Genomic DNA, 23,900 nt, shown 5'->3' with positions numbered 1-23,900 from the left:
CTCGCGCAGGCGACCAAAGCCCGCCGCGCGCCCGCTCGCGGCACACGACAGGCCTTCCGCCTCACCCGGTGGTGGACGGCTCAGCCGCCGGTCAGGGTCTCCAGCAGATCCTTCGCGCTCTCACAGCGGTCGAAGAGCGCGCCGACGTGCGTACGGGTACCGCGTTCCGGCTCCATCATCGGCACCCGCACCAGCGACTCACGGCCGACGTCGAAGATGACCGAGTCCCAACTGGCGGCGACCACCTCGGAGGCGTACTGGGCGAGGCAGCGGCCCCGGAAGTAGGCGCGGGTGTCCTCCGGTGGCTCGGTCATCGCGGTTTGGGTCTGCTCCTGCGGTAGGAGCGTCTTCATCGCACCCCGGGAGACCAACCGGTGGTAGAGCCCCTTCTCCGGGCGGACGTCCGAATACTGAAGGTCGACCAGTTGCAGTTTGTGCGATCCCCAGCCGAGCTTCTCCCGCTCCCGGTAGCCCTCCAGCAGCCGCAGCTTGGCCACCCAGTCGAGCTCGTCGGCGCAAAGCATGGCGTCCCGGCCGAGCCGGTCCAGGACGCTCTCCCAACGGTTCAGCACATCGGCGGTCTGCTCGTCGGCGTCGGCACCGAACCGTTCGTCCACGAAGGAACGCACCCGCTCGTAGTAGGCCCACTGCACGTCGAGGGCGGTGAGCCGCCGCCCGTCACGCAGCCGCATCAGGTGGGTGAGCGACGGGTCGTGACTGACCGCACGCAGTTCGCTGACCGGATCGGCGATGCCGAGGTCGGGGCCGAGGGCCTTCTCCTCGATCATGGTAAGGATCAGCGCGGTCGTGCCGACCTTCAAGTACGTCGAGATCTCCGACAGGTTGGCGTCACCGATGATCACGTGCAGCCGTCGGTACTTGTCGGCGTCGGCGTGCGGCTCGTCCCGGGTGTTGATGATGGGCCGCTTGAGGGTGGTCTCCAGGCCCACCTCGACCTCGAAGAAGTCGGCACGCTGGGAGATCTGGAAGCCACTTCCCCCGCCGTCCTGACCGATGCCGACCCGGCCGGCGCCGGAGACGATCTGCCGGGTAACGAAAAACGGGGTCAGATACGCGACGATGTCGGCGAACGGGGTCTGCCGCCGCATCAGGTAGTTCTCGTGAGCGCCGTAGCTGGCGCCCTTGTTGTCGGTGTTGTTCTTGTACAGGTGGATGGGATGGGTGCCGGGGATGGTGGCGGCGCGCCGCGCGGCCTCGGCCATCACCCGCTCACCGGCCTTGTCCCAGCGCACCAGATCGCGAGGGTTGGTGACCTCCGGGGTGGAGTACTCCGGGTGGGCGTGGTCGACGTAGAGTCGCGCGCCGTTGGTGAGTATCACATTGGCCAGGCCCAGGTCCTCGTCGGCGAGGGCCTCCGCGGGGTCGTAGGCGGCACCGGAGTAGGTGAAGCCACGCGCGTCCCGCAGCGGTGACTCCTCCTCGTAGTCCCACCGGGCCCGGCCGCCACGGTTGAGTTCCGGGCGCGCCCCGTAGGCGTTGACCACCTGGGAGGAGGTGACCATGGGATTGGCACCAGCCTGGCCGGGCACGGAGATGCCGTACTCGACCTCGGTGCCCATGATCCGTCTAACGCTCATCGACCTACCTGCTTCGCTCGCCCGACCGGTCCCGCTGTCGAGCGTAGTCGGGGTGACGACCGATGGTGACGCGCCCGTCCGGCGCGCCGGAGGGCGGCGGGGCCCGGTCGCTCTCCGCGCCCGGGCCCCGCCGCCGACGGTCAGAGGTACTGACCGGTGTTGCTGGCGGTCTCGATGGACCGGCCCGCCTCGGCGCCCTTGCCGCCGGAGACGAGCGTGCGGATGTAGACGATCCGCTCGCCCTTCTTGCCGGAGATTCGCGCCCAGTCGTCGGGATTGGTGGTGTTGGGCAGGTCCTCGTTCTCCCGGAACTCGTCGACACAGGCGTCGAGGAGGTGCTGCAGGCGCATACCCTTGCGGCCGGAGGTGAGGAACTCCTTGATGGCCATCTTCTTGCCCCGGTCGACGATGTTCTGAATCATCGCGCCGGAGTTGAAATCCTTGAAGTAGAGGACTTCCTTGTCCCCGTTGGCGTACGTGACCTCGAGGAAGCGGTTCTCCTCGGTCTCCGAGTACATCCGCAGGACCACCGCGTCGATCATGGCAGCCACCGTGGCCTGCGGGTCACCGCCGTGCTCGGTCAGGTCGTCCGGGTGCAGGGGAAGCCCGGGGAGGATGTACTTGGAGAAGATGTCCTTGGCCGCCTCGGCGTCCGGCCGCTCGATCTTTATCTTCACGTCGAGCCGACCGGGACGCAGAATCGCCGGATCGATCATGTCCTCCCGGTTGGAGGCGCCGATGACGATGACGTTCTCCAGACCCTCGACGCCGTCGATCTCGCTGAGCAGCTGCGGGACGATCGTGTTCTCCACGTCGGAGGAGACGCCGGAACCGCGGGTACGGAAGACCGAGTCCATCTCATCGAAGAACACGATGACCGGCGTGCCCTCACCCGCCTTCTCCCGAGCCCGCTGGAACACCAGCCGGATGTGCCGCTCGGTCTCGCCGACGTACTTGTTGAGCAGCTCCGGGCCCTTGATGTTGAGGAAGTAGCTGGTGTGCTTCTCCTCGCCGCGCCGCTCGGCGATCTTCTTGGCCAGTGAGTTCGCCACCGCCTTGGCGATGAGCGTCTTGCCGCAGCCGGGCGGGCCGTACAGCAGGATGCCCTTCGGCGGGCGGAGCTGGTGCTCGCGGAACAGGTCGGCGTGCAGGAACGGCAACTCCACCGCATCTCGGATCTGCTCGATCTGCGTGTGGAGGCCACCGATGTCGGTGTAGTCGACGTCGGGCACCTCCTCGAGAACCAGCTCCTCGACCTCGCTCTTGGGAATCCGCTCGTACGCGTACGCCGACCGGGGCTCGATCATGAGCGAGTCGCCGGCTCTTATCGGGCTGCCGATCAGGGCCTCCGCGAGGTGCACGACGCGCTCCTCGTCGGAGTGGGACACCACCAGGGCACGGTCACCCGGGGCGCCGCCGGGTCCGGCGAGCACCTCCTTGAGCATCACGACCTCGCCGACCCGCTCGTAACCGAACGCGTCGACGATGTTGAGCGCGTCGTTGAGCAGTACCTCCTGCCCGCGACTGAGCTCACCCGCGTCCAGCGAGGGCGAGACGGCCACCCGGAGCTTGCGGCCACCGGTGAACACGTCCACCGTGCCGTCGTCGTGCCGCGCGAGGAAGATCCCATAGCCACTCGGCGGCTGAGCGAGGCGGTCGATCTCCTCCTTGAGCGTCACAATCTGCGCGCGAGCCTCCTTCAAGGTGCTCACGAGCCGGTCGTTGTTCTCGGTCAGCCGCGCCAACTGAGCCTGGGTGGCCGCCAGCCGCTCCTCGAGCTGCCGGACGTGTCGGGGGCTTTCGGTCAACTTGCGCCGCACCAGAGCGAGTTCCTCTTGCAGGAACGCGACCTGCGTGGAGAGATCGTGGGCCTCCTTCTCCCACCGTGCGGCGCGCGAGTCCGCGTCGTCGCTGCGTGCCACGTCCCACCTCCCCGGGGGGCTTGAACGTTCTGCCCTAACACTAGCCGCTATGAGCCCGATTCGGTCCCACGCAACGCCCTCGTCACCGAACCTTGATCGCGAAGGCGGGCACCCGAGCCGGTCCGGGGCGTTCGGGTACCGTCAAGGCGTGGGACAGGAGAACATGGGGGGTACACCGGTGGCCGACGTCGCGACGGACCAGCTACAGGTCTGGGTGGATCAGGACCTGTGCACGGGCGACGGGCTGTGCGTCCAGTACGCGCCGGAGGTCTTCGAGTTCGACATCGACGGTCTCGCGTACGTCAAGGGCCCCGACGGTGAGCTCGTGCAAACCCCGGGCGGCCGGGTGGATGTGCCGGATCACCTCCAGCTCGAGGTGATCGACTCGGCGAAGGAGTGCCCGGGCGAGTGCATCCACGTGGTGCGCGGCAGCGACGGCGCCGAGGTGGCCGGCCCGGAGGCCGAGGCCTGACGCCGGCGGCGTCCCGCGGCCGGTGGGCCAGCGGTCCGCCCCGCCGCCGTCCGCGCGACGGCCCGCCTCACAGCACCGGTCGGCCGGTGACCGACGCGACCAGCCGGGCGAACTCCTCCAGCCGGGCGATCTGACCGGCGCCGCCGTCGTCGAGGGTCTTGCCGAAGCGCAACGCGTCATGCCGCGGCGCACCCGCCGCCTCCTCGCTGGACGGAGCCTCGTCCAGCGAGGAGAGCAGCAGGTAGACGTCGATGCTGTCGACGCGGACGGCGCCGTCGTCGGTGCGCGTGAGCCGACGCCGGCAGCCCAACTCGGTGACCGTGGAGACCGGCACGACCCGCAGCGACGAGGTCATCGAGCCGGCCGGGCCCTCGCCGGGCGGGACGTCCTCGCCGTGCCAGAGGATCAGTCGACTGCCGTCGCAGACGACGACCTCCTGCCAGACGCCGTTGACCTCGTTGACGAAGCGCTCCAGGGTGAATCCGAGCACGGACGCACCGCGGAGCACGCCGCCGAGCGCTTCGAGGGCCACGTCCGGGTCGCGTAGGTAGGCCCGCGCCGCCGACTCGAGGTCCTGGTACGGCGACCAGTCCGGGAACACCGCCGGCAGGTCGCCGCCGCCGAAGCCCGGCCGGCTCATACCGCCTCCCCGCAGTCGCGCCACCGGCCCACCTCGACCGGCGTGTGTCCCGTCATTCCCAGCCGCCCCGCTCCGCCGTCACGGCAGCTCCGCATCCCTGACCGGCTCGGGCTCCGCCCCGGCGGCTGCCCGCCGGGCGGCTTCCGCCGCACGCAGCGCGGCGCGGCGCTGGACGTACGCCTCGGCGCTCTTGCTGGGCTTGCGACGCCGCGGCGGTGCGGTGACCCCGGGGGCGAGCTTACGCGCGGACACCAGGAACGCGGTGTGGGCGATCATGCGGTGGTCGGGCCGGACGGCCAGCCCCTCGGAATGCCAGTCGCGCACCAGCGACTCCCAGGCCCGCGGCTCGGTCCAGCCGCCGCGCTCGCGCAGCGCCTCCACCAACTCGGACAGCTGCGGCGTGGTGGCGACGTACCCGATGAACACGCCGCCGGGCAGCAACGCTCGCTCGACCATGTCGAGGGTCTCCCACGGGGTGAGCATGTCGAGGATGATCCGGTCGAACCCGGTCTCGGTGGTGGTCGCGACATCCCCGACGTGCAGCCGCCAGGCCGGGTGAGGGGCGGTGAAGAACGCCTCGACGTTGCGCCGGGCGATCTGGGCGAAGTCGTCGCGCAGCTCCCACGAGTGCAGCTCGCCGGTGGGCCCGACGGCGCGCAGCAGCGAGCAGCTGAGCGCGCCCGAGCCGGCGCCGGCCTCCAGGACCTTGGCTCCGGGGAAGATGTCCCCCATTGCGACGATCTGGGCGGCGTCCTTCGGGTAGATCACCTGGGCACCGCGAGGCATGGACAGCACGTAGTCGGCGAGCAGCGGTCGCAACGCGAGGAAGGCGGTGCCGCCGCCGGCGGTGGTGACGACGCTGCCGTCCGGCTGACCGACCAGGGCGTCGTGCTTGAGGATGCCGCGGTGGGTGTGGAACTCCTTGCCCGGCTCCAGGGTGACCGTGTGCATCCGCCCCTTCGGGTCGGTCAGCTGCACCCGGTCGCCGGGCCGGAACGGCCCACGGTGCACCGGGGGCGGCTCCGGGGTGTGCTGGTCTGCGCGTGCGGCGGAGGGAGTTGCGGTCACGTGTTCATCTTCCGGTGAGGTTCGAGGAGCTGGGCCAGATCCGCGATGTGCAGGATGCCGACGACATCTTCCCGTGCGGTCACCACGTACTGCGCGGCCGGGTGCCGCTGGACGGTCTCCATTACCTGGTCTCCGTCGAGGCCGACCGGCACGGCCGGCAGGTTGTCCAGCGATCGGGACACCGCGTCGACCGCCAGCCAGGGGCGGCGTTCCACCGGAACGGCCTCCGCTGCGGCCGGGTCGACCAGGGCGAACGGCCGGCCGGCGGAGTCGGTGACGAGCAGCGCGGCGCCCGGCTCGCCGCCGGCGGCGCCTCGGCGCTGCGCCTCGGCGAGGGGAGTGCCGGTCGGCACGGTGCAAACCGGCCGGGCCAGCCTGGACAGGTCGATCAGCGGGAACCGCCGGCTGACCCGGGCCACCCGGACGGATTGCCCGGCCCCGCGCCAGAGGGTGAACGCCACCAGCAGCATCAGCGGTAGGGCCAGCGGCGCCACCTGGCGGGTCAGGGTGAGCAGCGTGACCAGCCCGGCGGTGCCGACGGCGACGGCCCGCCCGACCCAGCCGGCGACTTCGGTGCCCCGGTGCCGGTCGTGGGTGACCGACCAGACGGCGGCCCGCAGCGCCCGGCCGCCGTCGAGCGGCAGCCCGGGCAGGATGTTGAACACCGCCACGATGACATTACTCACCGCGAGTTGGAAGGCAAGCTGGTTGACCAGGGTGCCGTCGGGCAGGGCCAGGGTGGCGGCGACGGCCACCGCGCCGAGGACGGCGGAGACCGCCGGCCCGGCGAGTGACACCAGCAGGTCCACCCGGGGCGACGGGGCGTCGCGTTCCATCTCGGTGTAGCCGCCGAGCAGTTCCAGGGTGATTCCGCGCACGCCGATGCCGTACCGGCGGGCGGTGAGGGCGTGGCCCAGCTCGTGCAGCAGCACCGAGCCGAGCAGCGAGACGACGAAGCCGAAGCCGACGAGGTAGCCGCCGAGCTGAGACAGGGCCAACTGCTGGCGAGCGAACTCGGCGTACAGCACAGTGATGACCAACGCGAGCAGCACCATCGACCCGTTGAGGTACAGCGGCACCCCGAACACCCGGCCGACGGTCAGGCCGGGGCGCCGGTCGGGCCGGCGCGGGGCTCGCCTCGTCTGTTCCATCGCCCACGATGCTACGCGGCGCGGATCATGCACCGGAGCGGCGACGGTGCCGCTGTCGTACCGGTGCCCTACCCTTTCCGGACATGACGGCGGATCCGGTGACGACCCAGCAGCCCCGGCTCGCGGCGGAGGTGCCGGCCACGGTGCGGGCCTCGCTGTCCCCGTCGCGTGCGGCGGACTTCAAGACCTGCCCGCTGCTCTACCGGTTCCGCAGCATCGACCGGCTGCCGGAGCGGCCCACCGTGGAGCAGGCACGCGGCACCCTGGTTCACGCGGTCCTGGAACGGCTGTTCGACCTTCCGGCCGCGGGGCGCACTCCGACCGCGGCGGGTGACCTCGTCGCCCCGCAGTGGGAGCGGTTGGTCACCGAGCAGTCGGAGTTGGCCGAGCTGTTCACCGACGGTGACGATGGGGCCCGGTCGGCGTTTCTCCGCTCCGCCGCGGGCCTGTTGGAGGGCTATTTCACGGTGGAGGATCCGCGCCGGCTGGAGCCGGCCGAGCGGGAGAGCCTGGTTTCCGCGGTGGTGGACGAGGAGCTGCTGATCCGCGGCTACCTGGACCGGCTGGACGTGGCGCCGGACGGCGCGCTGCGGGTGGTCGACTACAAGACCGGCGGCGCACCGCGGGAGGCGTTCGAGGCACGGGCGTTGTTCCAGCTGAAGTTCTACGCGCTGGTGCTGTGGCGCACCCGTGGGGTGGTGCCCCGGGTGCTGCGCCTGCTGTATCTGAAGGACGCCGAGATCTGTGACTACGCGCCGGACGCCGACGAGCTGGTGCGCTTCGAACGCACGGTGGTGGCGCTGTGGCGGGCGATCGAGGCCGCCACCGCCGCGCAGGATTTCCGCCCGCGGCCGAGCCGACTCTGCGACTGGTGCAGTCACCAGGCGCTGTGTCCCAGTTTCGGTGGCACACCGCCACCGTTCCCGGCCCAGCCGGCCGCAGCCGATCCGCTGCCCGACTCCCGATCGCTTCCGGCGCCGCCCGGCGCGGACGAGTGACCGCCCACGGCGCGCGACCCGGTGACCCGGAATCGCTGCGGCAGGCCAGCGTGGTGGCGGCGCGGCAGCCGGTACGCATCCTGATCGTCGATGACCAGCCGCTGCTGCGCACCGGGTTTCGGATGGTGCTCGGCGCCGAGGAGGACTTCGACGTGGTCGCCGAGGCCGGTGATGGCGCGGAGGCGGTGGAGCTGTCCCGCCGGCTGCTGCCCGACGTGGTGCTGATGGACGTGCGGATGCCACGCCTGGACGGGGTGGCGGCGACCCGCGCCATCGTCGAGTCGCGACTGCCGGTGCGGGTGCTGATCCTCACCACGTTCGACCTCGACGAGTATGTGGTGGGCGCGCTGCGAGCCGGGGCGCGCGGGTTCCTGGCCAAGGACGTGCCGTCGGCGGACCTGGTGGCGGCCATCCGGTCGGTCGCCGCCGGGGACGCGGTGGTGGCGCCACGGATCCTCAACCGGCTGCTCGACCGCTTCGCCAACCTGCTGCCGGACCCGGCGGCGACGCCACCACGGCTACTCGACCCGTTGACCGATCGGGAGCGGGAGGTGCTGGTGCAGGTCGCCCGTGGCCTGTCCAATGCCGAGATAGCCCGGGCGTTGTCGGTGAGCGAGACCACCGTCAAGACGCACGTCGGTCACGTGCTGGCCAAACTCGGTCTGCGCGACCGGGTGCAGGCGGTCGTGCTCGCGTACGAGTCGGGCCTGGTCCGCCCCCGGACGTAGCGGACGTCCGGGGGTGTCGCCGCGGCGTACCCGCTGCGACGCGCCGACCTGGTGGGGCCGTTGCGTTCGCCACCTACCGTGACCATCGACGGCGCGCCTGGGTTGACCCTCACGCGGCGTCACCGTTCAGGATCGGTCCCGTCAGCCGGAAACCGGTTCGACCGATCGGTGGATCAGGGGCAACCCTGAGTGCCGGTCGGGGGGACCCGCAGCACGAAATCCGTCCCGGCTCCACCCGGAGTCGGACGGAGGCGCCCCGGACAGCGCCGAAGATGGGACTACGCGCCGGACCGACGGGGGCGGTGCGTGCTTTCGGACGACGAGAGGGAGATGACGTGACCGCGACGGTAGGCCGTCAGGCGCAGGCCGCGGCCCGCGCGAGCGACGTGTGGAAGGTATACGGCAGCGGTGAGGCGCAGGTGATCGCCCTGCGTAGGGTCACCTGCGAGTTCGAGCGGGGGCGGTTCACCGCGATCATGGGCCCGTCCGGGTCGGGCAAGTCGACGCTGATGCACTGCCTGGCGGGACTGGACTCGGTGACCCGGGGGGCGGTGTCGATCGGCGACACCACGGTCACCGGCCTGGGCGACGCGGGGCTGACGAAGCTGCGCCGCGACAAGGTCGGGTTCATCTTCCAGCAGTTCAATCTGCTGCCGACGCTGACCGCCAAGGAGAACGTCCTGCTACCGCTGTCGATCGCCGGCCGCAAGCCGGACCCGGCCTGGTACGACACGGTGATCGCCACGGTCGGCCTGCAGGATCGGCTGGGACACCGCCCGGCGCAGTTGTCCGGCGGGCAGCAGCAGCGGGTGGCGTGCGCCCGCGCCCTGGTCAGCCGACCGGATGTGATCTTCGCCGACGAGCCGACCGGCAACCTCGACTCGCGCTCCGGCGCCGAGGTGCTGAACTTCCTTCGGTCGTCGGTCCGGGAGCACGGGCAGACCATCGTCATGGTCACCCACGATCCGACCGCCGCCGCGTACGCCGACCGGGTGGTGTTCCTCGCCGACGGCCAGATCGTGTCCGAGCTGGTCGAGCCGACCGCGGAGACGGTGCTGGACACCATGAAGAAGCTGGACACCCCGGCCGAGGTGAGCGGCTGATGTTCCGGGCGACCCTCAAGAGCCTGCTGGCGCGCAAGCTCCGGCTGATCCTGTCCGGGTTGGCGGTGGTGCTCGGCGTCATGTTCGTCTCGGGCGCGTTCGTGCTCACCGACACCCTCGGCCGGTCCTTCGACGCGGTCTTCGCCGACGCGTACGAGGAGGTGGACGTCAACGTCGCCGCGAAGCCAAGACTGGAGCTGGGCGAGTTCGAGGGCGAGCCGGTGGCGGCGCCGGTGCCGGCCGCGACGGTGGAGCGGGTCCGGGCCGTCCCCGGAGTGTCCGAGGCCACCGGGATCGTGGCCGCCGACGGCGCACGGATGATCGGCAGCAACGGCAAGGTCGTCGCCTCGTTCGGGCCGCCGCAGCTCGGTGGGAACTGGGTGGGCGAGAGCGACCTCGTGCAGCTGCGCGAGGGCCGGGAACCGCGCGCGGACGGCGAGATCGTCGTCAACGCGGCCCTGGCCAAGGCCGCCCGGGTGTCCGTCGGCGAGCAGGTCGGCGTGCTGACGCTGAAGCCGAAGCAGGAGTTCACCCTGGTCGGAATCTTTGGCTACAGCGGAGGCCGCGACTCCATCGGCGGCGTGAACGAGGTCATGTTCACCACACCCGTGGCGCAGCAGCTGATCCTCGGCGAGCCGGACGTTTTCACCAACGTCACCGTCACCGCCGCCGGCGGCGTGTCGGACGAGCAGTTGCGGGACGACATCGCCGGCGCCCTCGGCGCCGGATTCGAGGTGAAGACCGGTGAGCAGCTCTCCGCCGACGCGTCGGCGGGCCTGAAGGAGGGCTTGTCCTTCTTCAACCGGGTCCTGCTCGGGTTCGCCGCGGTGGCGCTGCTGGTGGGGACGTTCCTGATCCTCAACACGTTTTCGATCATCGTCGCGCAGCGCACCCGTGAGCTGGCACTGATGCGGGCCATCGGCGCCGGCCGTCGGCAGATCATCGGGTCGGTGGTGCTGGAGGCGGTGGCGGTCGGCCTGGTCGCCTCGGTGCTCGGGCTGGCCGCCGGCGTCGGCGTCGGCGCGCTGCTGGCGTACCTGTTCGGCAACCTCGCCGGCGGTCTCGCCCTCGCCGGGATCGCCGTGCCGCCGGCGGCCGTGATCGGTGCGTTCGCGGTCGGCCTGGTCATCACCGTGGTGGCGGCGCTGCTGCCGGCGCTGCGAGCCGCGCGGATCCCGCCGATCGCCGCCATGCAGGACGTGGCGACGCCGGACCGGCCGCTGACCAAGGTCACCGTCGCCGGCACGGCGGTTACCGCGGTCGGCGCCACGCTGCTGTTCCTCGGGCTGGGCGGGCACGCGGGCGGCAGGACGCTCGTCACCATCCTTGGCGGAGTGCTGGTCGCCTTCATCGGTGTGGCGCTGCTGACCCCGCTGATCAGCCGGCCGGTGGTGAGCCTGCTCGGAGCGATCTTCGCCTGGTCGGTGCCGGGCAAGCTGGGTCGGCTGAACTCGGGGCGCAACCCGCGCCGAACCGCGATCACGGCCGCCGCCCTGATGGTCGGTATCGCCCTGGTCACCGGGGTCACGGTGATCCTCGACTCAGCCAAGGGCAGCATCGGCAAGCTGGCCCAGGACAGCATCCAGGCGGAGTTGGTGATCGCCGGGGTGCAGAGTGGCCCCCGACCGCCGAGCTACGACCCGGCAGTGCTGGAGAAGATCGAGGAGATCCCCGGGGTGGCGGTCGTCGGCGGCGCCTACGGCGACCTGGCGCAGGTCGGTGACGAACGCACCTGGGTCGGCGCCAACAGCGACGTGACGACGCTCGGGCAGGTCTTCGGCGCGAAAGCCACCGCCGGGGACATCAGCCGGCTCGGGCCGGACCAGCTGCTGGTCAGCTCGGACGTGGCGGAGTCCCGCAACCTCACCGTCGGATCCACGGTGCCGGTGCAGCTGGCTCGGGGTGAACCGCGGACGTACACGGTCAGCGGCATCTACGAGGATTCCGAGTTCCTCGACCCGGTGACGCTGCCGGTCGAGGCCACCGAGGACTTCGCCGTCCCGCAGCCGATCATGGGCTTCATCCAGCTCGCCCCCGGGACCCGGTCCGCCGACGTGCTGCCCCGGGTGGAAGCGTTGCTGGCGGACAGCCCGGAGGTGTCCGTGGCCGATCGGGACGCCTTCATCGACCAGCAGACCGGCCAGCTCGACGGCCTGCTCACCATGATCCAGATTCTGCTGGCCCTGGCCATCGTGATCGCGGTGCTCGGCATCGTCAACACGCTCGCGCTGTCGGTGCTGGAGCGCACCCGGGAGCTGGGGCTGCTGCGGGCGATCGGGCTGCGGCGGGCGCAGACCATGCGGATGATCACCGTCGAGGCGGTGGTGATCTCGGTGTTCGGGGCGCTGCTCGGCATGGCCGTCGGCACCGGACTGGGTGCTGCCGTGGTCGAGGCGCTGCGGGACGAGGGGATCACCAACCTGGTGCTGCCCTGGGCCGACATGGGCGTGATGCTCGGCCTCGGCGCCGTCGTCGGCGTGCTGGCCGCCGTCCTGCCGGCGGTCCGCGCCGCCCGGATCGACGTCCTGGGCGCCATCGCCCACGACTGAGGGGTGCCGCAGGGTCCGCTCCGCCGCCGCACGGGTGGCGGGGCGGACCCTGCCGGTGTCCGTGCGGCGTCGCGGCACACCCCGTGCGCCGGGCCGGCGACGTCAGGCCGGCGGCTCGCCGAGCAGCGCCGCGAGCAGCTCCAGGTCCGCAGCGGTCAGACTCTCCAGTTGGTGCACGCCGTCGCGCGGCTCCAACGGCACCTCCGCCGGCACGGCGAGGACCGCCGCCCCGGCGGCGAGTGCGCTGGCCACCCCGGTCGGGGAGTCCTCGATTGCCACGCAGCGACCGATCGGCACCCCGAGCAGCCGGGCGGCGGTGAGGTACGGCTCCGGGTGCGGCTTGGCGGCGTCCACCTCGTCCCCGCACACCACGACGTCGAAGCTGTCCCGCCCGAGGGTGTCCAGCGCGACCTCGACCAGCGCGCGACCGCTGGAGGTGACCAGTGCGGTGGGGATGCCCGCCGCACGGACGGCGCCCAGCAGTGCCAGCGCGCCGGGCCGCCAGCGCAGCCCGGCGCGGAACAACTCCAGGATTCGGGCGTTGATCCACGCCGCGCTGGCCGCCGGGTCACGCTCCGGCTGGCCCAGGTCGTCGTGCAGGGCCAGCATCGACACGGCCATGCTGGCGCCGACCATCGTCCGGCGGGCCGCCGCCGACAGGACACCGCCGTACTCGGCCGCCAGCTCGTGCAGTGCGACGTCCCAGAGTTTCTCACTGTCGACCAGCGTGCCGTCCATGTCGAAGAGCACGGCAGCGGGATGGTGGCTACTCAGCGGGGGCCTCCTCACGGTCGGCGGACCCGCAGATCCTTCCAGCCACCGCCCGCCTCGCAGCGGCGAGCCCAGCCGCGAGTGACCTACGCCCCGAACGGCTGAGCACACGTGCTGGCCGCCCTACGTCAGGTCGCAGGCGTCCAGCGACTGCTCGTAGCCGCGGAAGAACGCCGCGGTGCGCTGCTGAGCGGTGCCGTGGGAATCCTCGGCGAACCAGGGCTGGTTCGGATCGTCGCCGACGGCGAGTAGGCCCTCGCGGAACTCCGCCAGGTCGCCGTCGTCGAGGCGAAGCGCCTTCGACCGGACGGAGTCACCAAGGAACGCACCGGCCATGCAGTCGGCCTGGAGTTCCTGCTGGATGGTGAAGGTGTAATGGATGCCGAGGCGGGTCTGGATTCCGTGGGCGTACTCGTGGCCGAGCAGGTAGAACACGAACGCGTCGCCGATCTGCCGGAACGCGCCGAACGACCAGTTGACGTCGTACGCGATGTAGTCGCCAGCCGCGCAGTAGACGGCGTTGTTGCGGGGGATCTCCTGCCCACCGCAGGCCACCTCACCGCTGCGCTGGTAGGGAATGATCCGCCGGACCGGCTGGAACCGCTGACCCGAGGCGCGAAACTGCGCCGCCCAGTACCGCTCGGCGACGCTCCGCGCGTCGGCGAGGTCCTGCTGGAACTCCTCGACGGTGTCCGTACCGTCGGCACGGGTCCCCTCCACGCCGGCCGTGGCGGAGCGCCGGGACTGTTCGGGCGCGGGCGCGTTCGCTGGGTCGGGTGCTCCCCCGGCCATACAGCCCACCGCCACCATCAGGGCTATCGCCAGGCCTACCAGCGAGCCGCCCGGCCCACGTCGTCTCACCCGCGTCGTCATAGGACCTCCCCGGCACCCGACGGTGTGCGCGTGAAAGTACCCCGAGGGTACGTCCGTCACGCCTGTCGCCGATTGCTACGCGGGTGTCGTCCCGCCCGGTTCAGACCACAGGTTGCGGGGCCCACGTTTCGGAAGATTCGGTCAGCCCGAAGTGGACATATTCCCCTCCGGGAGACCCCGATCCCAGGACTCGGCGTCTCCGGGCCCAGTGATCATTAGCAGAGGACACAACTCCGGGCATCCCCCAAACGAGTGACGCGGGGCATGTTCGAGCGAGTCGGGCCGAGCTACGCCGACAAGTGGGCAAAATGGACAAAAGGCATCGACAAGCTGGGTGGGCAACGCTACATGATTTTCGAGGCGAGCAGACACACAAGCATCATCGAACTGAAACACCCTCACCCCGCTGGTAACCCGACGCTCGAAGTTGTCGAGTGGAGCGCGAGGTTCGGCAGCGAACTGGTGCTGTGCGACGGCGAGGGCGCTCCACTGCTGACCCTTGCACCGGAAACACCCGCGCTCGATGTCGACTTCACGGCCTTCGTCAGCTGGGACGGATTCAATGCTGCCGACGTCCACCTGATCGACGCTGGTCATGAGAGGTACCTGTCGATACTCGAGCACGCCAGGGCGGCGCTCCGGGAGTACGTCGAAAACAGGACACGGGAGCGGGCAACGAAGATCATCAGAAGCCGGCGGCGCAAGGTACCAGCCCTTGTCGGGTAGTCTGGGACGCGCCACCCGGAGCACCGAGCGAACGTCGCCGAATAGCAACTCGCGATGCGTCGATCACGGGCTGGGCGTAGTCGGTCAAACCGGACGACCGCGCTGGCCGACTGGTCGTGGGAGCACCGCACGAAGATCGTCGCCACTGCGTGAGCCGTGCACCATCCGGCTGGGGTTGTCAAAGCGATCGCTACAACTTCGGGAAGGACGGACGCGGTGGCGGTTCGGGTGGTGTGCTGGAGACAGCATCACGCGCGGCCAGATCGGCGTCGGTTACGTCGACCTGTTGCGCCGACGCGACACAGCGGGCGGACGGCGTTCGCCGCAAACGCCTCCCGGAACGACCGACGATCGCCTGGTATCACGAATGCCTCAAGGCTGTTGTCCGCCGGCTCACCACCGAAACCGGCGCTCGCATCGGCCTGCTGTCCCTGCCGCTCGTCGGGCAGCCGGGCTCGCTCCAGGCACAGGCGACGGCCGACTACAGCGACGTCGTCCGACAGACCGCCGCCGACTTCGGCGTGAACTACCTGCCGCCGCACGAGCGACAGGTCGAGCACCTCACCGCCCGCCGGCAGGCTGAATACCGCGACGACCCCGGGTTCGTCTACAGCGCGATTGCCCAGCACATGGTGCTGGGCCGCCCCTGGGACGACATCGCACGGCGCCGCCGCCTCGAACTCACCACCGACCACATCCACCAGAACAGCCGCGGTGCGGAGCAGATCGCCGACGCCGTCGGCGACTTCCGCCGGCAAGTAGACGCGTGAACGCGGCCGGGCCCGGAATGCCGCCCGAATGGCCCGGCCGCGAGCACCGCCGAAGTGGAGTGCCGACGGCCCGATGGTGATGGTCCACCGAGCCGAGCTGATGACCAACCTGGGGCGGGCTCCTGCCGTCTGCCGCGCTGGAGACCGGCACGGCGGTGACCGCGCGAGATGCTTCCCAGCTGGTATCGCCGCGGAGCGACAACCATGAGGGTGACCGCGCCCCCAGGTGTCTCCCCTTCCGTCGGGTAGCGGGGCTACGGATAGAGGTACAGCTCGGGCGAGAGTGCCAATTCGCGGGCTTGCTCGACGGTGAGCACGGGTTCTGGCCGGGTCGCGACGGGAGGGCGGCCGTTCACCACTTGGCGGTCGGTGTTCGACGCCTGCACCACGATCTCCGTCTGACCTCGGTAGACCGTCACGGTCAGGTGGACGGCATCGGGGTGTGCCAGCGAGGTACGGAGTCCCGGCGGAGCTACAGCGGCGCGGTCGGCATCAGTGCTCACCAGCACGGTTTCGCCGTTCGGCCCGCTCTGGACGGTACAGCGGGGGTCCGTTCCACGCCAGCAGCCATCTGCGGCGTCAGCCGCCGCTAACCGATCCACCACCCCCACGTTGACAAGCAGATCACCGGTCCCGTCGGCGTCACGGACCAGGGCCAACGCGTCAACCCGGTTGCCCCAGGGCGGTTCGCCGCCGAGGCTGTGTCCCACGAGTGGCCCGGCCGGCGCGCCCCGCACCTGGCCATACTGGGCCGTCGGCAGCAGCCGTGGCAGTGCCTCTGTGAGGTGACAGGTCACACTCACGCTGGCCCACTCCCGCAGCTCAGGCGAGAGCGGCTGGTCGGCAGCGATCACTCCCGGTGGGCGAGATCCGGGCGGGAACGGGCACGGTCCGGCCGCTGTGAAGGCCGGAGTTGTGGAACTACCACCACCACCGGACACCGCAACCACACCCACCCCAAACAGAATCGCCGCGAGGCCGGCCGCCGCCATGCCTGCCAGCCGCCGGTTTCGCCGCGACCGCCGGCCGGCCGCCAGGATCTCGTCGGAGGTCAGACCCATCGGGGGCTCATCGTCACTCACGTACGCCTCCAGGGCGTGGTGCACCTCGGCTTCCTGCATCGCTTACTCCTTGGTCAGCCTGGCGCCATTGAGCGCCTCGCGCATGGATTGGATGGCTCGGGCCGTCTGGCTCTTCACTGTGCCCTCGCTAACCCCGAGCAGGGTGGCTACCTCCGCCACCGGCAGATCCTCCAAGTACCGCAGCGCCACAGCGGCCCGTTGCCGTGGCGCCAGGTCGGCCAGGGCGCGACGTACTGCCAGCCCCGCAGTCAGGTCAACGTCGCCCGCCGCCCGCTCAGGCGGGTCCGCCACAAGTGATTCACGCCGCCGGTCACGCCGATGCGTCAGGAACGCGTTGACCAGAATCCGCCGGGTATAGGCCTCGACCGAATCGTTCTGGATGCGAGGCCAGTGACGGTACAGCCGGACGAACGTGAGCTGGACGAGATCCTCAGCGGTGTGCCAGTCGCCGCACAGTGAATAGGCAAGTCGGCGCAGCGGCTGTGCCCGCACGCTGAAGTACTCGACGAACTGGCGCTCCCAGTCGGCTCGGACCACCACGTCCCCCTTCTTTATCGGTGTCCCATCTACTCACCAGAGCGCTGAAAGGTTGCATTCGTCTGGCAGACCACCGACCATGAGCACTGGCAGCTCCTCCGGGGCAGCAACCGACCCGGTGGTCGGGCACGCCCACAACACGCCCCACCCGCCCACCGTCCCGGCCAGTGGGAGCGGACCGCGACCGGTTCGCCACGTCAAGCGAAGCTTCGACAGCCCCACGGACGCAGGTGCCACCCAGGCGGTGATCCGCTCGGCTTTCCCCGAACGGTGGAGGAGGGTGCGGGATGGCGCCCGCGCAACTACCCCGGATCCACGCGGCGCGGGGGGCGCTGTCCCGGTTGCCCTCCGTCGGCCGATGTGCGACACGCCTCCGCCGTGTCGAGTTAACAGTCGGCCCGTTGGGTGTGTCGGCGGTAGCGGCCGGGCGGATGGCCGTGGGCGCGAGCAAAGGCGCGGTTGAAGGCGAATTCGGATGTGTAGCCGATCTCGTGGGCGATGGCGGCTACCTGCAGGGTGGTGTTACGCAGCTTGTGCGCGGCGACGTTGAGGCGCCAACGGTTGAGGTACGTCAGTGGGGGTTCGCCCACGTGGTGGGTGAACCGCCTGGCGAGGGTGGCCCGGGAGACGTTGACCGTCGCGGCCAAGGCGTCCAGGGTCCAGTCGTGGCCGGGTCGCTGGTGCAACGCGGCCAGTGCGCGTGCGGTGACCGGGTCGCGCAGACCTCGCAGCCACGAGACACCCACGGCGTCACCGCCGGTGTCGAGCCAAGCCCGGATCACGTGGATCAGCAGCAGGTCGAGTAGGCGTACGGCGGCGGTGTCGGAGCCGGTCGCGGCGCCGCCGCGGGTTTCGTGGGCCAGCAGATCGAGGACCGTGCGCAGCCATGGTCCACTTTTCGGCTGGGCCGTGGCGACCTGCAGCACCGGCGGGAGCAGGCTCAGCACTGGGTGGGCGGCGTGAGCCTCGTAGCTGTAGCCCGCGCAGAGGATCCGGGTGCGTGCTCCCGGCCCGGCGAGCATCAGCTCACCGTCGGGCTGGATGAGGCTGCGCTTGAGCTCAGCGTCGAATCGTCGCGTCGGCAGGTCCGGATCGGTGGCTAGTTCGTGGCGCGCTCCGGCGGGCAAGAGCACGAGGTCGCCGGGTGCCAGTCGGCGCGGCGGCATGCCGTCGACGGTCAACCAGCAGGTGCCGGCCACCACGGCGTGGAACGAGGCCCCCTGCCGGGCCGGCAGCTCGATGGCCCAGGGAGCTCGTGCGTCGAAGGTGGCCATGAGGCTGGCGTCAACCCGCGCCAGCGCCAGCACGTCGCCGAGAACATCCACCCGCAGAGGGTAGGCGGTGAAACAGGGGCGCGGCACGGCCGGGGTGCGACTCGCAGACAAGAAGTCGAGTTGTTCAGGCATTCATAGCGTCATCGCTGAGCGGCAGGCTTGTCGGCATGGAGATCAACGCAAGTACCGCCCTCGTTACCGGGGCCAACCGCGGTCTGGGTCGCGCCCTCGTCGACGCTCTGCTGGCACGCGGTGCGGACCGCGTCTACGCCGCCGCCCGCGACCCACGGATGGTGCGGGCCGACAACCGGATCACAGCCGTCGCCCTCGACGTCACCGACCGGACGTCGATCGACGAACTCGCCGCTACCGCGTCCGATCTCGATCTTTTGGTCAACAACGCCGGAGCGGCAGCGTTCGCGCCCGCCCTCGACGCCGACCCGGATGGCGTCGCCCGGGAGTTCGCGGTCAACTTCACCGGCCTGTACGACATGATCCGGGCGTTCACCCCGACACTGGCCACGAACAAGGGCGCCCTGGTCAACGTGCTCACTCTGCTGTCGTATGCGCCGGCCCCGGCGATGGCGGGCTACTCGGCGTCCAAGGCCGCGGCGCACTCACTGACCCTCGCGCTGCGGCCGGCGCTGACCCTGGCAGGCGTCAGCGTGCACGGCGTCTACCCCGGCGGCATCGACACCGACATGGTGGTCGGCATCGACACACCCAAGGCGACCGCCCACGTGGTCGCCGACGCCATCCTCGACGGCGTCGCGGCCGGGCAGCCCGACATCTACCCGGACCCGACGTCCGCGCAGATGAGCCAACTGTGGAACAGCGACCCACGAGCCTTCACCGAGGCGTTCGCCGCCATGGGCTCCTGACCGTTCCTACCGCCACCACCACAAGACGCACAAAGGAGCACGATGAAGATCGCCATACTCGGACTCGGTGCCATGGGCTCACGCATGACCCGCCGTCTACTCGCCACGGGTGAGCATGAGATCACCGTGTGGAACCGCACGGCCGAGGCGACGGGGCTGCTGGTCAAGGAAGGCGCCACCGCAGCAGAGACACCGGCGGCAGCCGCGGCGCAGTGCGATCTCGTCATCAGCATGCTGCGCGACGACCATGCCGGCCGCACCGTCTGGCTGGACCCCGATGTCGGTGCGCTGACGTCGATGGTCCCCGGCGCGCTTGCCGTCGACTGTTCCACCGTGACACCGGCCTTCTCAAGCGAACTCGCCGCCTGGTGCGCGCAACGCGGCGTGGACTTCCTCGACGCGCCGGTGCTGGGCTCACGCCCGCAAGCCGACGCCGGTGCCCTGATTTTCCTCGCCGGCGGCGCCCCTGCCGTCCTGCGCCGGGTCGAACCAGTGCTGCGGCAGGTTGGCTGCGGCGTACACCACATGGGGCCAGCCGGAACCGGCACGCAGATGAAACTCCTGGCCAACTCGCTCTTCGCTGTCCAGGTCGCCGCCGTTGCCGAGCTGATCGGGGCGCTACACGGCACCGACCTGGATCCAGCCCAGGCTGTCGAAGTACTGGCCGCCACCCCGGTGGCAAGCCCGGCCGCCGCCACCGCCGCCACCGCCATGCTCGGCGACACCTTCCCGGCAGCCTTCCCGATCGAGCTGGTCGCCAAGGACCTGGAATACGCCACCGCCGACGCCGCCGTGCGCCACGCCGCCGTTCCCCTTACCCGCACCGCTGCCGACACCTACCGGCAGGCGATCAACCAGGGGCACAGCGACGACCACATCACCGGAGTGATCAAGCTCTTCCGTGCCGTCCAAGCCATCAGCTAGCGGCCCCGGAGCAACCAGCCAGTGCTCTCGCGGTGCTGCAGTACATGCGCCGGCGGGCGTCTATCCGGGCCGTCATCACCAGCCGATGACAGCCTGGCGCCGCCCCGCCGGCCCGGACACGGCATGATCATGGCTAGCGGCCTCCGGTGTGACCTGAGGTGCGGGTCAGCGCATTCGCCCCGGCTATTTGGCGTTGAAGTAGCTCGCTTCTGGGTGGTGAACGACGATCGCGTCGGTGGCCTGCTCCGGAACCAGCTGGAACTCCTCCGACAGCTGCACCCCGATGCGCTCCGCCCCCAACAGGTCCACGACCTTCGCACGATCCTCCAGGTCGGGGCAGGCCGGGTAGCCGAACGCGTACCGGCAGCCACGGTAGTCGGTACTCAGCAGCCCCGCGAGGTCGGCCGGGTCGTCGTCAGCCACCGTCCGACCGCCGGGCAGCGTCAGCTCCGCCCGGACACGCCGGTGCCAGTACTCGGCGAGGGCCTCGGTGAGCTGCACCGACAGGCCGTGCACCTCCAGGTAGTCGCGGTACTCGTTGCGGGCGAACAGCTTGGCCGTGTACTCACTGATCGGCTGACCGACGGTGACCAGCTGCAACGCCACCACGTCCAGCTCCGCGCCGCGCGGTCGGAAGAAGTCGGCCAGGCAGAGCCGACGTTCCTGGCGCTGCCGCGGAAAGGAGAACCGGGTGCGCTCGGCGTGGCCGTTCTCGTCCAGCACCACCAGGTCGTTGCCCTCGGAGTAGGCGGGAAAGTAGCCATACACGACGGCTGCCTCCAGCACCTGGTCGGCGATCAGCCGATCCAGCCAGTAACGCAGCCGTGGCCGGCCATCGGTCTCCACCAGTTCCTCGTAGGACGGACCCTTGCCCCCCGGGTGCCGCGCAGCCCCCACTGGCCGAGGAAGGTGGCCCGCTCGTCGAGCAACGCCGCGTAGTCCGCAAGGGGAACGCCCTTGACCACCCGACTGCCGAAGAACGGCGGCGTGGGCACGTCCACGTCGGTCGCCACGTCGGACCGGACCGAGGCGTCATCCAGTTCCGGCAGGGACTCGCTGACAATCGCCCGCTGCCGCTCCCGGCGCGCCCGGCGGGCGGCCAGAGCCGCCTCCCGCTCCGCGTCGACCACCGGGGCGCCGCCACGCTTGGTGGACATCACCCGATCCATCAGGGACAGTCCCTCGAAGGCGTCCCGTGCGTAGTGCACCTGCCCGGGGAACGTCGACCGCAGGTCGTCCTCCACGTAAGCCCGGGTCAACGCCGCGCCACCCAGCAGGACCGGCCAACGCTCGGCGACCCCGCGCGAGGCCATCTCGGCCAGGTTCTCCTTCATGATGACCGTGCTCTTGACCAGCAGCCCGGACATGCCGATCGCGTCGGCACGGTGTTGCTCGGCGGCGTCCAGGATGGCGCTGATCGGCTGCTTGATGCCGATGTTCACCACGTCGTAGCCGTTGTTGGACAGGATGATGTCCACCAGGTTCTTGCCGATGTCGTGAACGTCGCCCTTCACCGTGGCGAGCACGATGCGACCCTTGCCGTCGTCGCCGGCCTTCTCCATGTGCGGTTCCAGGTACGCCACCGCGGTCTTCATCACCTCGGCGGACTGGAGCACGAACGGCAGCTGCATCTGGCCGGAGCCGAACAGCTCGCCGACGACCTTCATCCCGTTCAGCAGGATGTCGTTGATGATGACAAGCGGCGTCGTGCCGGCGGCCATCGCCGCGTCCAGGTCGGCCTCCAGGCCGTTGCGCTCCCCGTCGATGATGCGCCGTTTGAGCCGCTCGTCCAGCGGCAGCGCCGCCAGTTCCTCGGCCCGGCCGGCGCGCGCCGAGGCGGCGTCGACCCCTTCGAACAGCTCGATGAAGCGCTGCACCGGGTCGTACCCCTCGCGGCGGCGGTCGTAGACCAGGTCAAGCGCGACCTCCCGCTGCTCCTCGGGAATCTGCGACATCGGCAGGATCTTGCTCGCGTGCACGATCGCCGAGGTGAGACCGGCCTGCACACACTCGTGCAGGAACACCGAGTTGAGCACCTGTCGGGCCGCCGGGTTGAGCCCGAACGACACGTTGGAGACGCCCAACGTGAAGTTCACCCCCGGATACCGGGCGGTGATCTCCCGGATCGCCTCGATGGTCTCGATGCCGTCGCGGCGGGTCTCCTCCTGGCCGGTGGCGATCGGGAAGGTCAGGGCGTCGATCAGGATGTCCGACCGCGGCACGCCCCAGCGGCCGGTCAGGTCGTCGATCAGCCGGACGGCGACGCGTACCTTCCAGTCCCTGGTGCGAGCCTGCCCCTCCTCGTCGATAAGCAGCGCGACCACGGCGGCGCCGTGCTCCCTGACCACCGGCATCACCCGCGCGTAGCGGGAGTCGGGGCCGTCGCCGTCCTCGAAGTTCACCGAGTTGACCACGCACCGTCCGCCGAGCATCTCCAGCCCGGCCTCGATAACCGCAGGCTCGGTCGAGTCCAGCATGATCGGCAGGGTGGAGGCAGTCGCGAACCGCCCGGCCAGCTCGCGCATGTCCTGCGTGCCGTCGCGGCCGACGTAGTCGACGCAGAGGTCCAGCAGGTGGGAACCGTCCCGGGCCTGGCCACGGGCGATCTCCACGCAGGCCTGCCAGTCGCCGGCGAGCATCGCCTCACGGAACGCCTTGGATCCGTTGGCGTTGGTCCGCTCCCCCACCATCAGCACGCTCGCGTCCTGCGCGAACGGCACGTGGTGGTAGATCGACGAGACGCCCGGTTCCCGCCGTGGCTCCCGCGGCCCGGGGCGGGCCCCGTGCAGCCGCTCCGCGACCACCCGAATGTGCTCGGGGGTACTGCCGCAGCACCCGCCGACCAGCGCGACGCCGTACTCGACGACGAAGCGCTCCAGGGCGTCGGCCAGTTCGACCGGAGTGAGCGGGTAGACCGCCCCGTCGGCCGTCAGCTGCGGCAGACCGGCGTTGGGCATCACCGACAGGGGCACCTGGGCGTGCTGGGACAGGTAGCGCAGGTGCTCGCTCATCTCGGCCGGGCCCGTGGCGCAGTTCAGGCCGATGAGATCGACGCCGAGGGGCTCGATCGCGGTCAGCGCCGCGCCGATCTCGCTACCGAGCAGCATGGTGCCGGTGGTCTCCACCGTCACGTGGCAGATCAGTGGGACGGTGACGCCGAGTTCGGCCATTGCGCGACGCGCCCCGACCACCGCCGCCTTCACCTGGAGCAGGTCCTGGCAGGTCTCCACGATCAGCGCGTCCGCACCGCCGGCGACCAGGCCGGCCGCGTTCTCCCGGTACGCGTCGCGCAGCTCGCCGTAGGACGCGTGGCCCAGGGTCGGCAGCTTCGTGCCGGGGCCGACGGAGCCGAGCACGAACCGGGGACGCTCCGGGGTGGCGTACGCGTCGGCGGCCTCCCGAGCCAGTCGCGCGCCGGCCTCGGACAGCTCGCGGATCCGGTGCGCGATGTCGTACTCGCCGAGGTTCGGCAGGTTGGCGCCGAAGGTGTTCGTCTCGACGCAGTCCGCGCCGGCGGTCAGGTACGCCTCGTGGACGCCACGAACCACGTCCGGGCGGGTGACGTTGAGAATCTCGTTACAGCCTTCGAGACCCTCGAAGTCCTCCAGTGTGAGGTCGGCGGCCTGAAGCATCGTTCCCATCGCCCCGTCGGCGATGAGGACCCGGTCCGCCAACACGTCGAGTAAAGAGATCCGCACAGCTTCAGGTTAGTGCGGCCGGTCGCGGTTGGTCGATGCCATCTCGGCGGTCCCACATTCTGTCAGCAGGATCACGCTGTCCGGTTCACCATGGTATGACCGGCTGACCGGCCGGCATCGCCGGCGCGGCCGCCG

At 70.4% G+C, this 23,900-nt stretch carries 18 protein-coding genes and 2 pseudogenes; 9 read left to right on the top strand and 11 right to left on the bottom strand.

What is annotated here, in order from left to right; all coding sequences use genetic code 11:
* Positions 1-80: 80 nt before the first annotated feature.
* Both dop and arc read right to left on the bottom strand, forming a co-directional pair.
* On the bottom strand, positions 81-1,598 hold the full coding sequence (gene dop / locus QTQ03_RS04665) for a depupylase/deamidase Dop (protein WP_353890565.1): 1,518 nt from the start codon (positions 1,596-1,598) through the stop codon (positions 81-83).
* Positions 1,599-1,738: 140 nt separating this feature from the next.
* Entirely contained in the window at positions 1,739-3,520 is a 1,782-nt protein-coding gene (gene arc, locus QTQ03_RS04660; protein WP_289276888.1) for a proteasome ATPase, read from the bottom strand.
* A gap of 178 nt (positions 3,521-3,698) precedes the next feature.
* On the opposite strand from arc, the gene QTQ03_RS04655 reads away from it, so the two are divergent.
* The gene (locus QTQ03_RS04655; RefSeq protein ID WP_289280672.1) at positions 3,699-3,992 is read left to right on the top strand and encodes a ferredoxin; all 294 of its coding nucleotides are present in this window, start codon (positions 3,699-3,701) and stop codon (positions 3,990-3,992) included.
* A 67-nt stretch (positions 3,993-4,059) separates the two neighbouring features.
* Here the strand turns inward: QTQ03_RS04655 and QTQ03_RS04650 are convergent, their stop codons facing one another.
* The 3 genes from QTQ03_RS04650 to QTQ03_RS04640 all read right to left on the bottom strand — a co-directional run bounded on the left by QTQ03_RS04650 (position 4,060) and on the right by QTQ03_RS04640 (position 6,851).
* On the bottom strand, positions 4,060-4,632 hold the full coding sequence (locus QTQ03_RS04650) for a hypothetical protein (RefSeq protein ID WP_289276887.1): 573 nt from the start codon (positions 4,630-4,632) through the stop codon (positions 4,060-4,062).
* A 78-nt stretch (positions 4,633-4,710) separates the two neighbouring features.
* Positions 4,711-5,700: a tRNA (adenine-N1)-methyltransferase gene (locus tag QTQ03_RS04645; protein WP_289276886.1), complete on the bottom strand. Its 990-nt coding sequence runs from the start codon at positions 5,698-5,700 to the stop codon at positions 4,711-4,713.
* The gene (locus QTQ03_RS04640) at positions 5,697-6,851 is read right to left on the bottom strand and encodes a site-2 protease family protein (RefSeq protein ID WP_289276885.1); all 1,155 of its coding nucleotides are present in this window, start codon (positions 6,849-6,851) and stop codon (positions 5,697-5,699) included. The genes QTQ03_RS04645 and QTQ03_RS04640 overlap by 4 nt, the downstream gene beginning before the upstream one ends.
* 83 nt (positions 6,852-6,934) lie before the next feature.
* Between QTQ03_RS04640 and QTQ03_RS04635 the strand changes: the two genes are divergently transcribed.
* The 4 genes from QTQ03_RS04635 to QTQ03_RS04620 all read left to right on the top strand — a co-directional run bounded on the left by QTQ03_RS04635 (position 6,935) and on the right by QTQ03_RS04620 (position 12,229).
* Positions 6,935-7,849, top strand: a complete 915-nt coding sequence (locus QTQ03_RS04635) for a RecB family exonuclease (protein ID WP_289276884.1) — start codon at positions 6,935-6,937, stop codon at positions 7,847-7,849.
* Positions 7,846-8,577 carry a response regulator gene (locus QTQ03_RS04630; RefSeq protein WP_502889688.1) on the top strand — a complete coding sequence of 244 codons (732 nt, stop codon included), beginning with the start codon at positions 7,846-7,848 and terminating at the stop codon, positions 8,575-8,577. The genes QTQ03_RS04635 and QTQ03_RS04630 overlap by 4 nt, the downstream gene beginning before the upstream one ends.
* Positions 8,578-8,912: 335 nt before the next feature.
* Positions 8,913-9,680 carry an ABC transporter ATP-binding protein gene (locus QTQ03_RS04625; RefSeq protein WP_289276883.1) on the top strand — a complete coding sequence of 256 codons (768 nt, stop codon included), beginning with the start codon at positions 8,913-8,915 and terminating at the stop codon, positions 9,678-9,680.
* Complete coding sequence (locus QTQ03_RS04620; protein WP_289276882.1) at positions 9,680-12,229, top strand: ABC transporter permease; 2,550 nt, start codon at positions 9,680-9,682, stop codon at positions 12,227-12,229. The genes QTQ03_RS04625 and QTQ03_RS04620 overlap by 1 nt, the downstream gene beginning before the upstream one ends.
* Before the next feature lie 102 nt (positions 12,230-12,331).
* On the opposite strand, the gene QTQ03_RS04615 is transcribed toward QTQ03_RS04620, so the two are convergent.
* Positions 12,332-12,979, bottom strand: a complete 648-nt coding sequence (locus QTQ03_RS04615; protein WP_289276881.1) for an HAD family hydrolase — start codon at positions 12,977-12,979, stop codon at positions 12,332-12,334.
* Between the two features lie 144 nt (positions 12,980-13,123).
* Positions 13,124-13,873, bottom strand: a complete 750-nt coding sequence (locus tag QTQ03_RS04610; protein ID WP_289276880.1) for a neutral zinc metallopeptidase — start codon at positions 13,871-13,873, stop codon at positions 13,124-13,126.
* A 264-nt stretch (positions 13,874-14,137) separates the two neighbouring features.
* Between QTQ03_RS04610 and QTQ03_RS04605 the strand changes: the two genes are divergently transcribed.
* Complete coding sequence (locus QTQ03_RS04605) at positions 14,138-14,599, top strand: hypothetical protein (RefSeq protein WP_289276879.1); 462 nt, start codon at positions 14,138-14,140, stop codon at positions 14,597-14,599.
* A 233-nt stretch (positions 14,600-14,832) separates the two neighbouring features.
* Positions 14,833-15,369, top strand: a complete 537-nt coding sequence (locus QTQ03_RS04600; protein ID WP_289276878.1) for an SGNH/GDSL hydrolase family protein — start codon at positions 14,833-14,835, stop codon at positions 15,367-15,369.
* Between the two features lie 254 nt (positions 15,370-15,623).
* On the opposite strand, the gene QTQ03_RS04595 is transcribed toward QTQ03_RS04600, so the two are convergent.
* The 3 genes from QTQ03_RS04595 to QTQ03_RS04585 all read right to left on the bottom strand — a co-directional run bounded on the left by QTQ03_RS04595 (position 15,624) and on the right by QTQ03_RS04585 (position 18,319).
* Entirely contained in the window at positions 15,624-16,490 is an 867-nt protein-coding gene (locus QTQ03_RS04595) for a hypothetical protein (protein ID WP_289276877.1), read from the bottom strand.
* A 3-nt stretch (positions 16,491-16,493) separates the two neighbouring features.
* Positions 16,494-16,991: a SigE family RNA polymerase sigma factor gene (locus tag QTQ03_RS04590; protein WP_289276876.1), complete on the bottom strand. Its 498-nt coding sequence runs from the start codon at positions 16,989-16,991 to the stop codon at positions 16,494-16,496.
* 383 nt (positions 16,992-17,374) lie between these two features.
* Positions 17,375-18,319, bottom strand: coding sequence for an AraC family transcriptional regulator (locus QTQ03_RS04585; protein WP_289280670.1), 945 nt, complete (start codon positions 18,317-18,319; stop codon positions 17,375-17,377).
* A 110-nt stretch (positions 18,320-18,429) separates the two neighbouring features.
* On the opposite strand from QTQ03_RS04585, the gene QTQ03_RS04580 reads away from it, so the two are divergent.
* Complete coding sequence (locus QTQ03_RS04580; RefSeq protein WP_289276875.1) at positions 18,430-19,143, top strand: SDR family NAD(P)-dependent oxidoreductase; 714 nt, start codon at positions 18,430-18,432, stop codon at positions 19,141-19,143.
* A 42-nt stretch (positions 19,144-19,185) separates the two neighbouring features.
* A pseudogene (locus QTQ03_RS04575) lies at positions 19,186-20,046 on the top strand (NAD(P)-dependent oxidoreductase); the annotation flags it as partial.
* 204 nt (positions 20,047-20,250) lie between these two features.
* Here QTQ03_RS04575 and metH read toward each other — a convergent pair.
* Positions 20,251-23,765, bottom strand: a pseudogene (gene metH / locus QTQ03_RS04570) (methionine synthase).
* Positions 23,766-23,900 lie beyond the last annotated feature (135 nt).

The organism is Micromonospora sp. WMMA1363 (assembly GCF_030345795.1).
Lineage (GTDB): Bacteria > Actinomycetota > Actinomycetes > Mycobacteriales > Micromonosporaceae > Micromonospora.
This window is presented reverse-complemented; position numbering and strand designations above follow the sequence as displayed.

What these genes read in the sequence shown, in the direction of transcription:
- QTQ03_RS04640 (WP_289276885.1), bottom strand. Translation starts at nt 6,851, where the DNA reads ATGGAACAGACGAGGCGAGCCCCGCGCCGGCCCGACCGGCGCCCCGGC.
- QTQ03_RS04610 (WP_289276880.1), bottom strand. Translation starts at nt 13,873, where the DNA reads ATGACGACGCGGGTGAGACGACGTGGGCCGGGCGGCTCGCTGGTAGGC.
- QTQ03_RS04580 (WP_289276875.1), top strand. Translation starts at nt 18,430, where the DNA reads ATGGAGATCAACGCAAGTACCGCCCTCGTTACCGGGGCCAACCGCGGT.
- QTQ03_RS04650 (WP_289276887.1), bottom strand. Translation starts at nt 4,632, where the DNA reads ATGAGCCGGCCGGGCTTCGGCGGCGGCGACCTGCCGGCGGTGTTCCCG.
- QTQ03_RS04605 (WP_289276879.1), top strand. Translation starts at nt 14,138, where the DNA reads ATGTTCGAGCGAGTCGGGCCGAGCTACGCCGACAAGTGGGCAAAATGG.
- QTQ03_RS04620 (WP_289276882.1), top strand. Translation starts at nt 9,680, where the DNA reads ATGTTCCGGGCGACCCTCAAGAGCCTGCTGGCGCGCAAGCTCCGGCTG.
- dop (WP_353890565.1), bottom strand. Translation starts at nt 1,598, where the DNA reads ATGAGCGTTAGACGGATCATGGGCACCGAGGTCGAGTACGGCATCTCC.
- QTQ03_RS04635 (WP_289276884.1), top strand. Translation starts at nt 6,935, where the DNA reads ATGACGGCGGATCCGGTGACGACCCAGCAGCCCCGGCTCGCGGCGGAG.
- QTQ03_RS04595 (WP_289276877.1), bottom strand. Translation starts at nt 16,490, where the DNA reads ATGCAGGAAGCCGAGGTGCACCACGCCCTGGAGGCGTACGTGAGTGAC.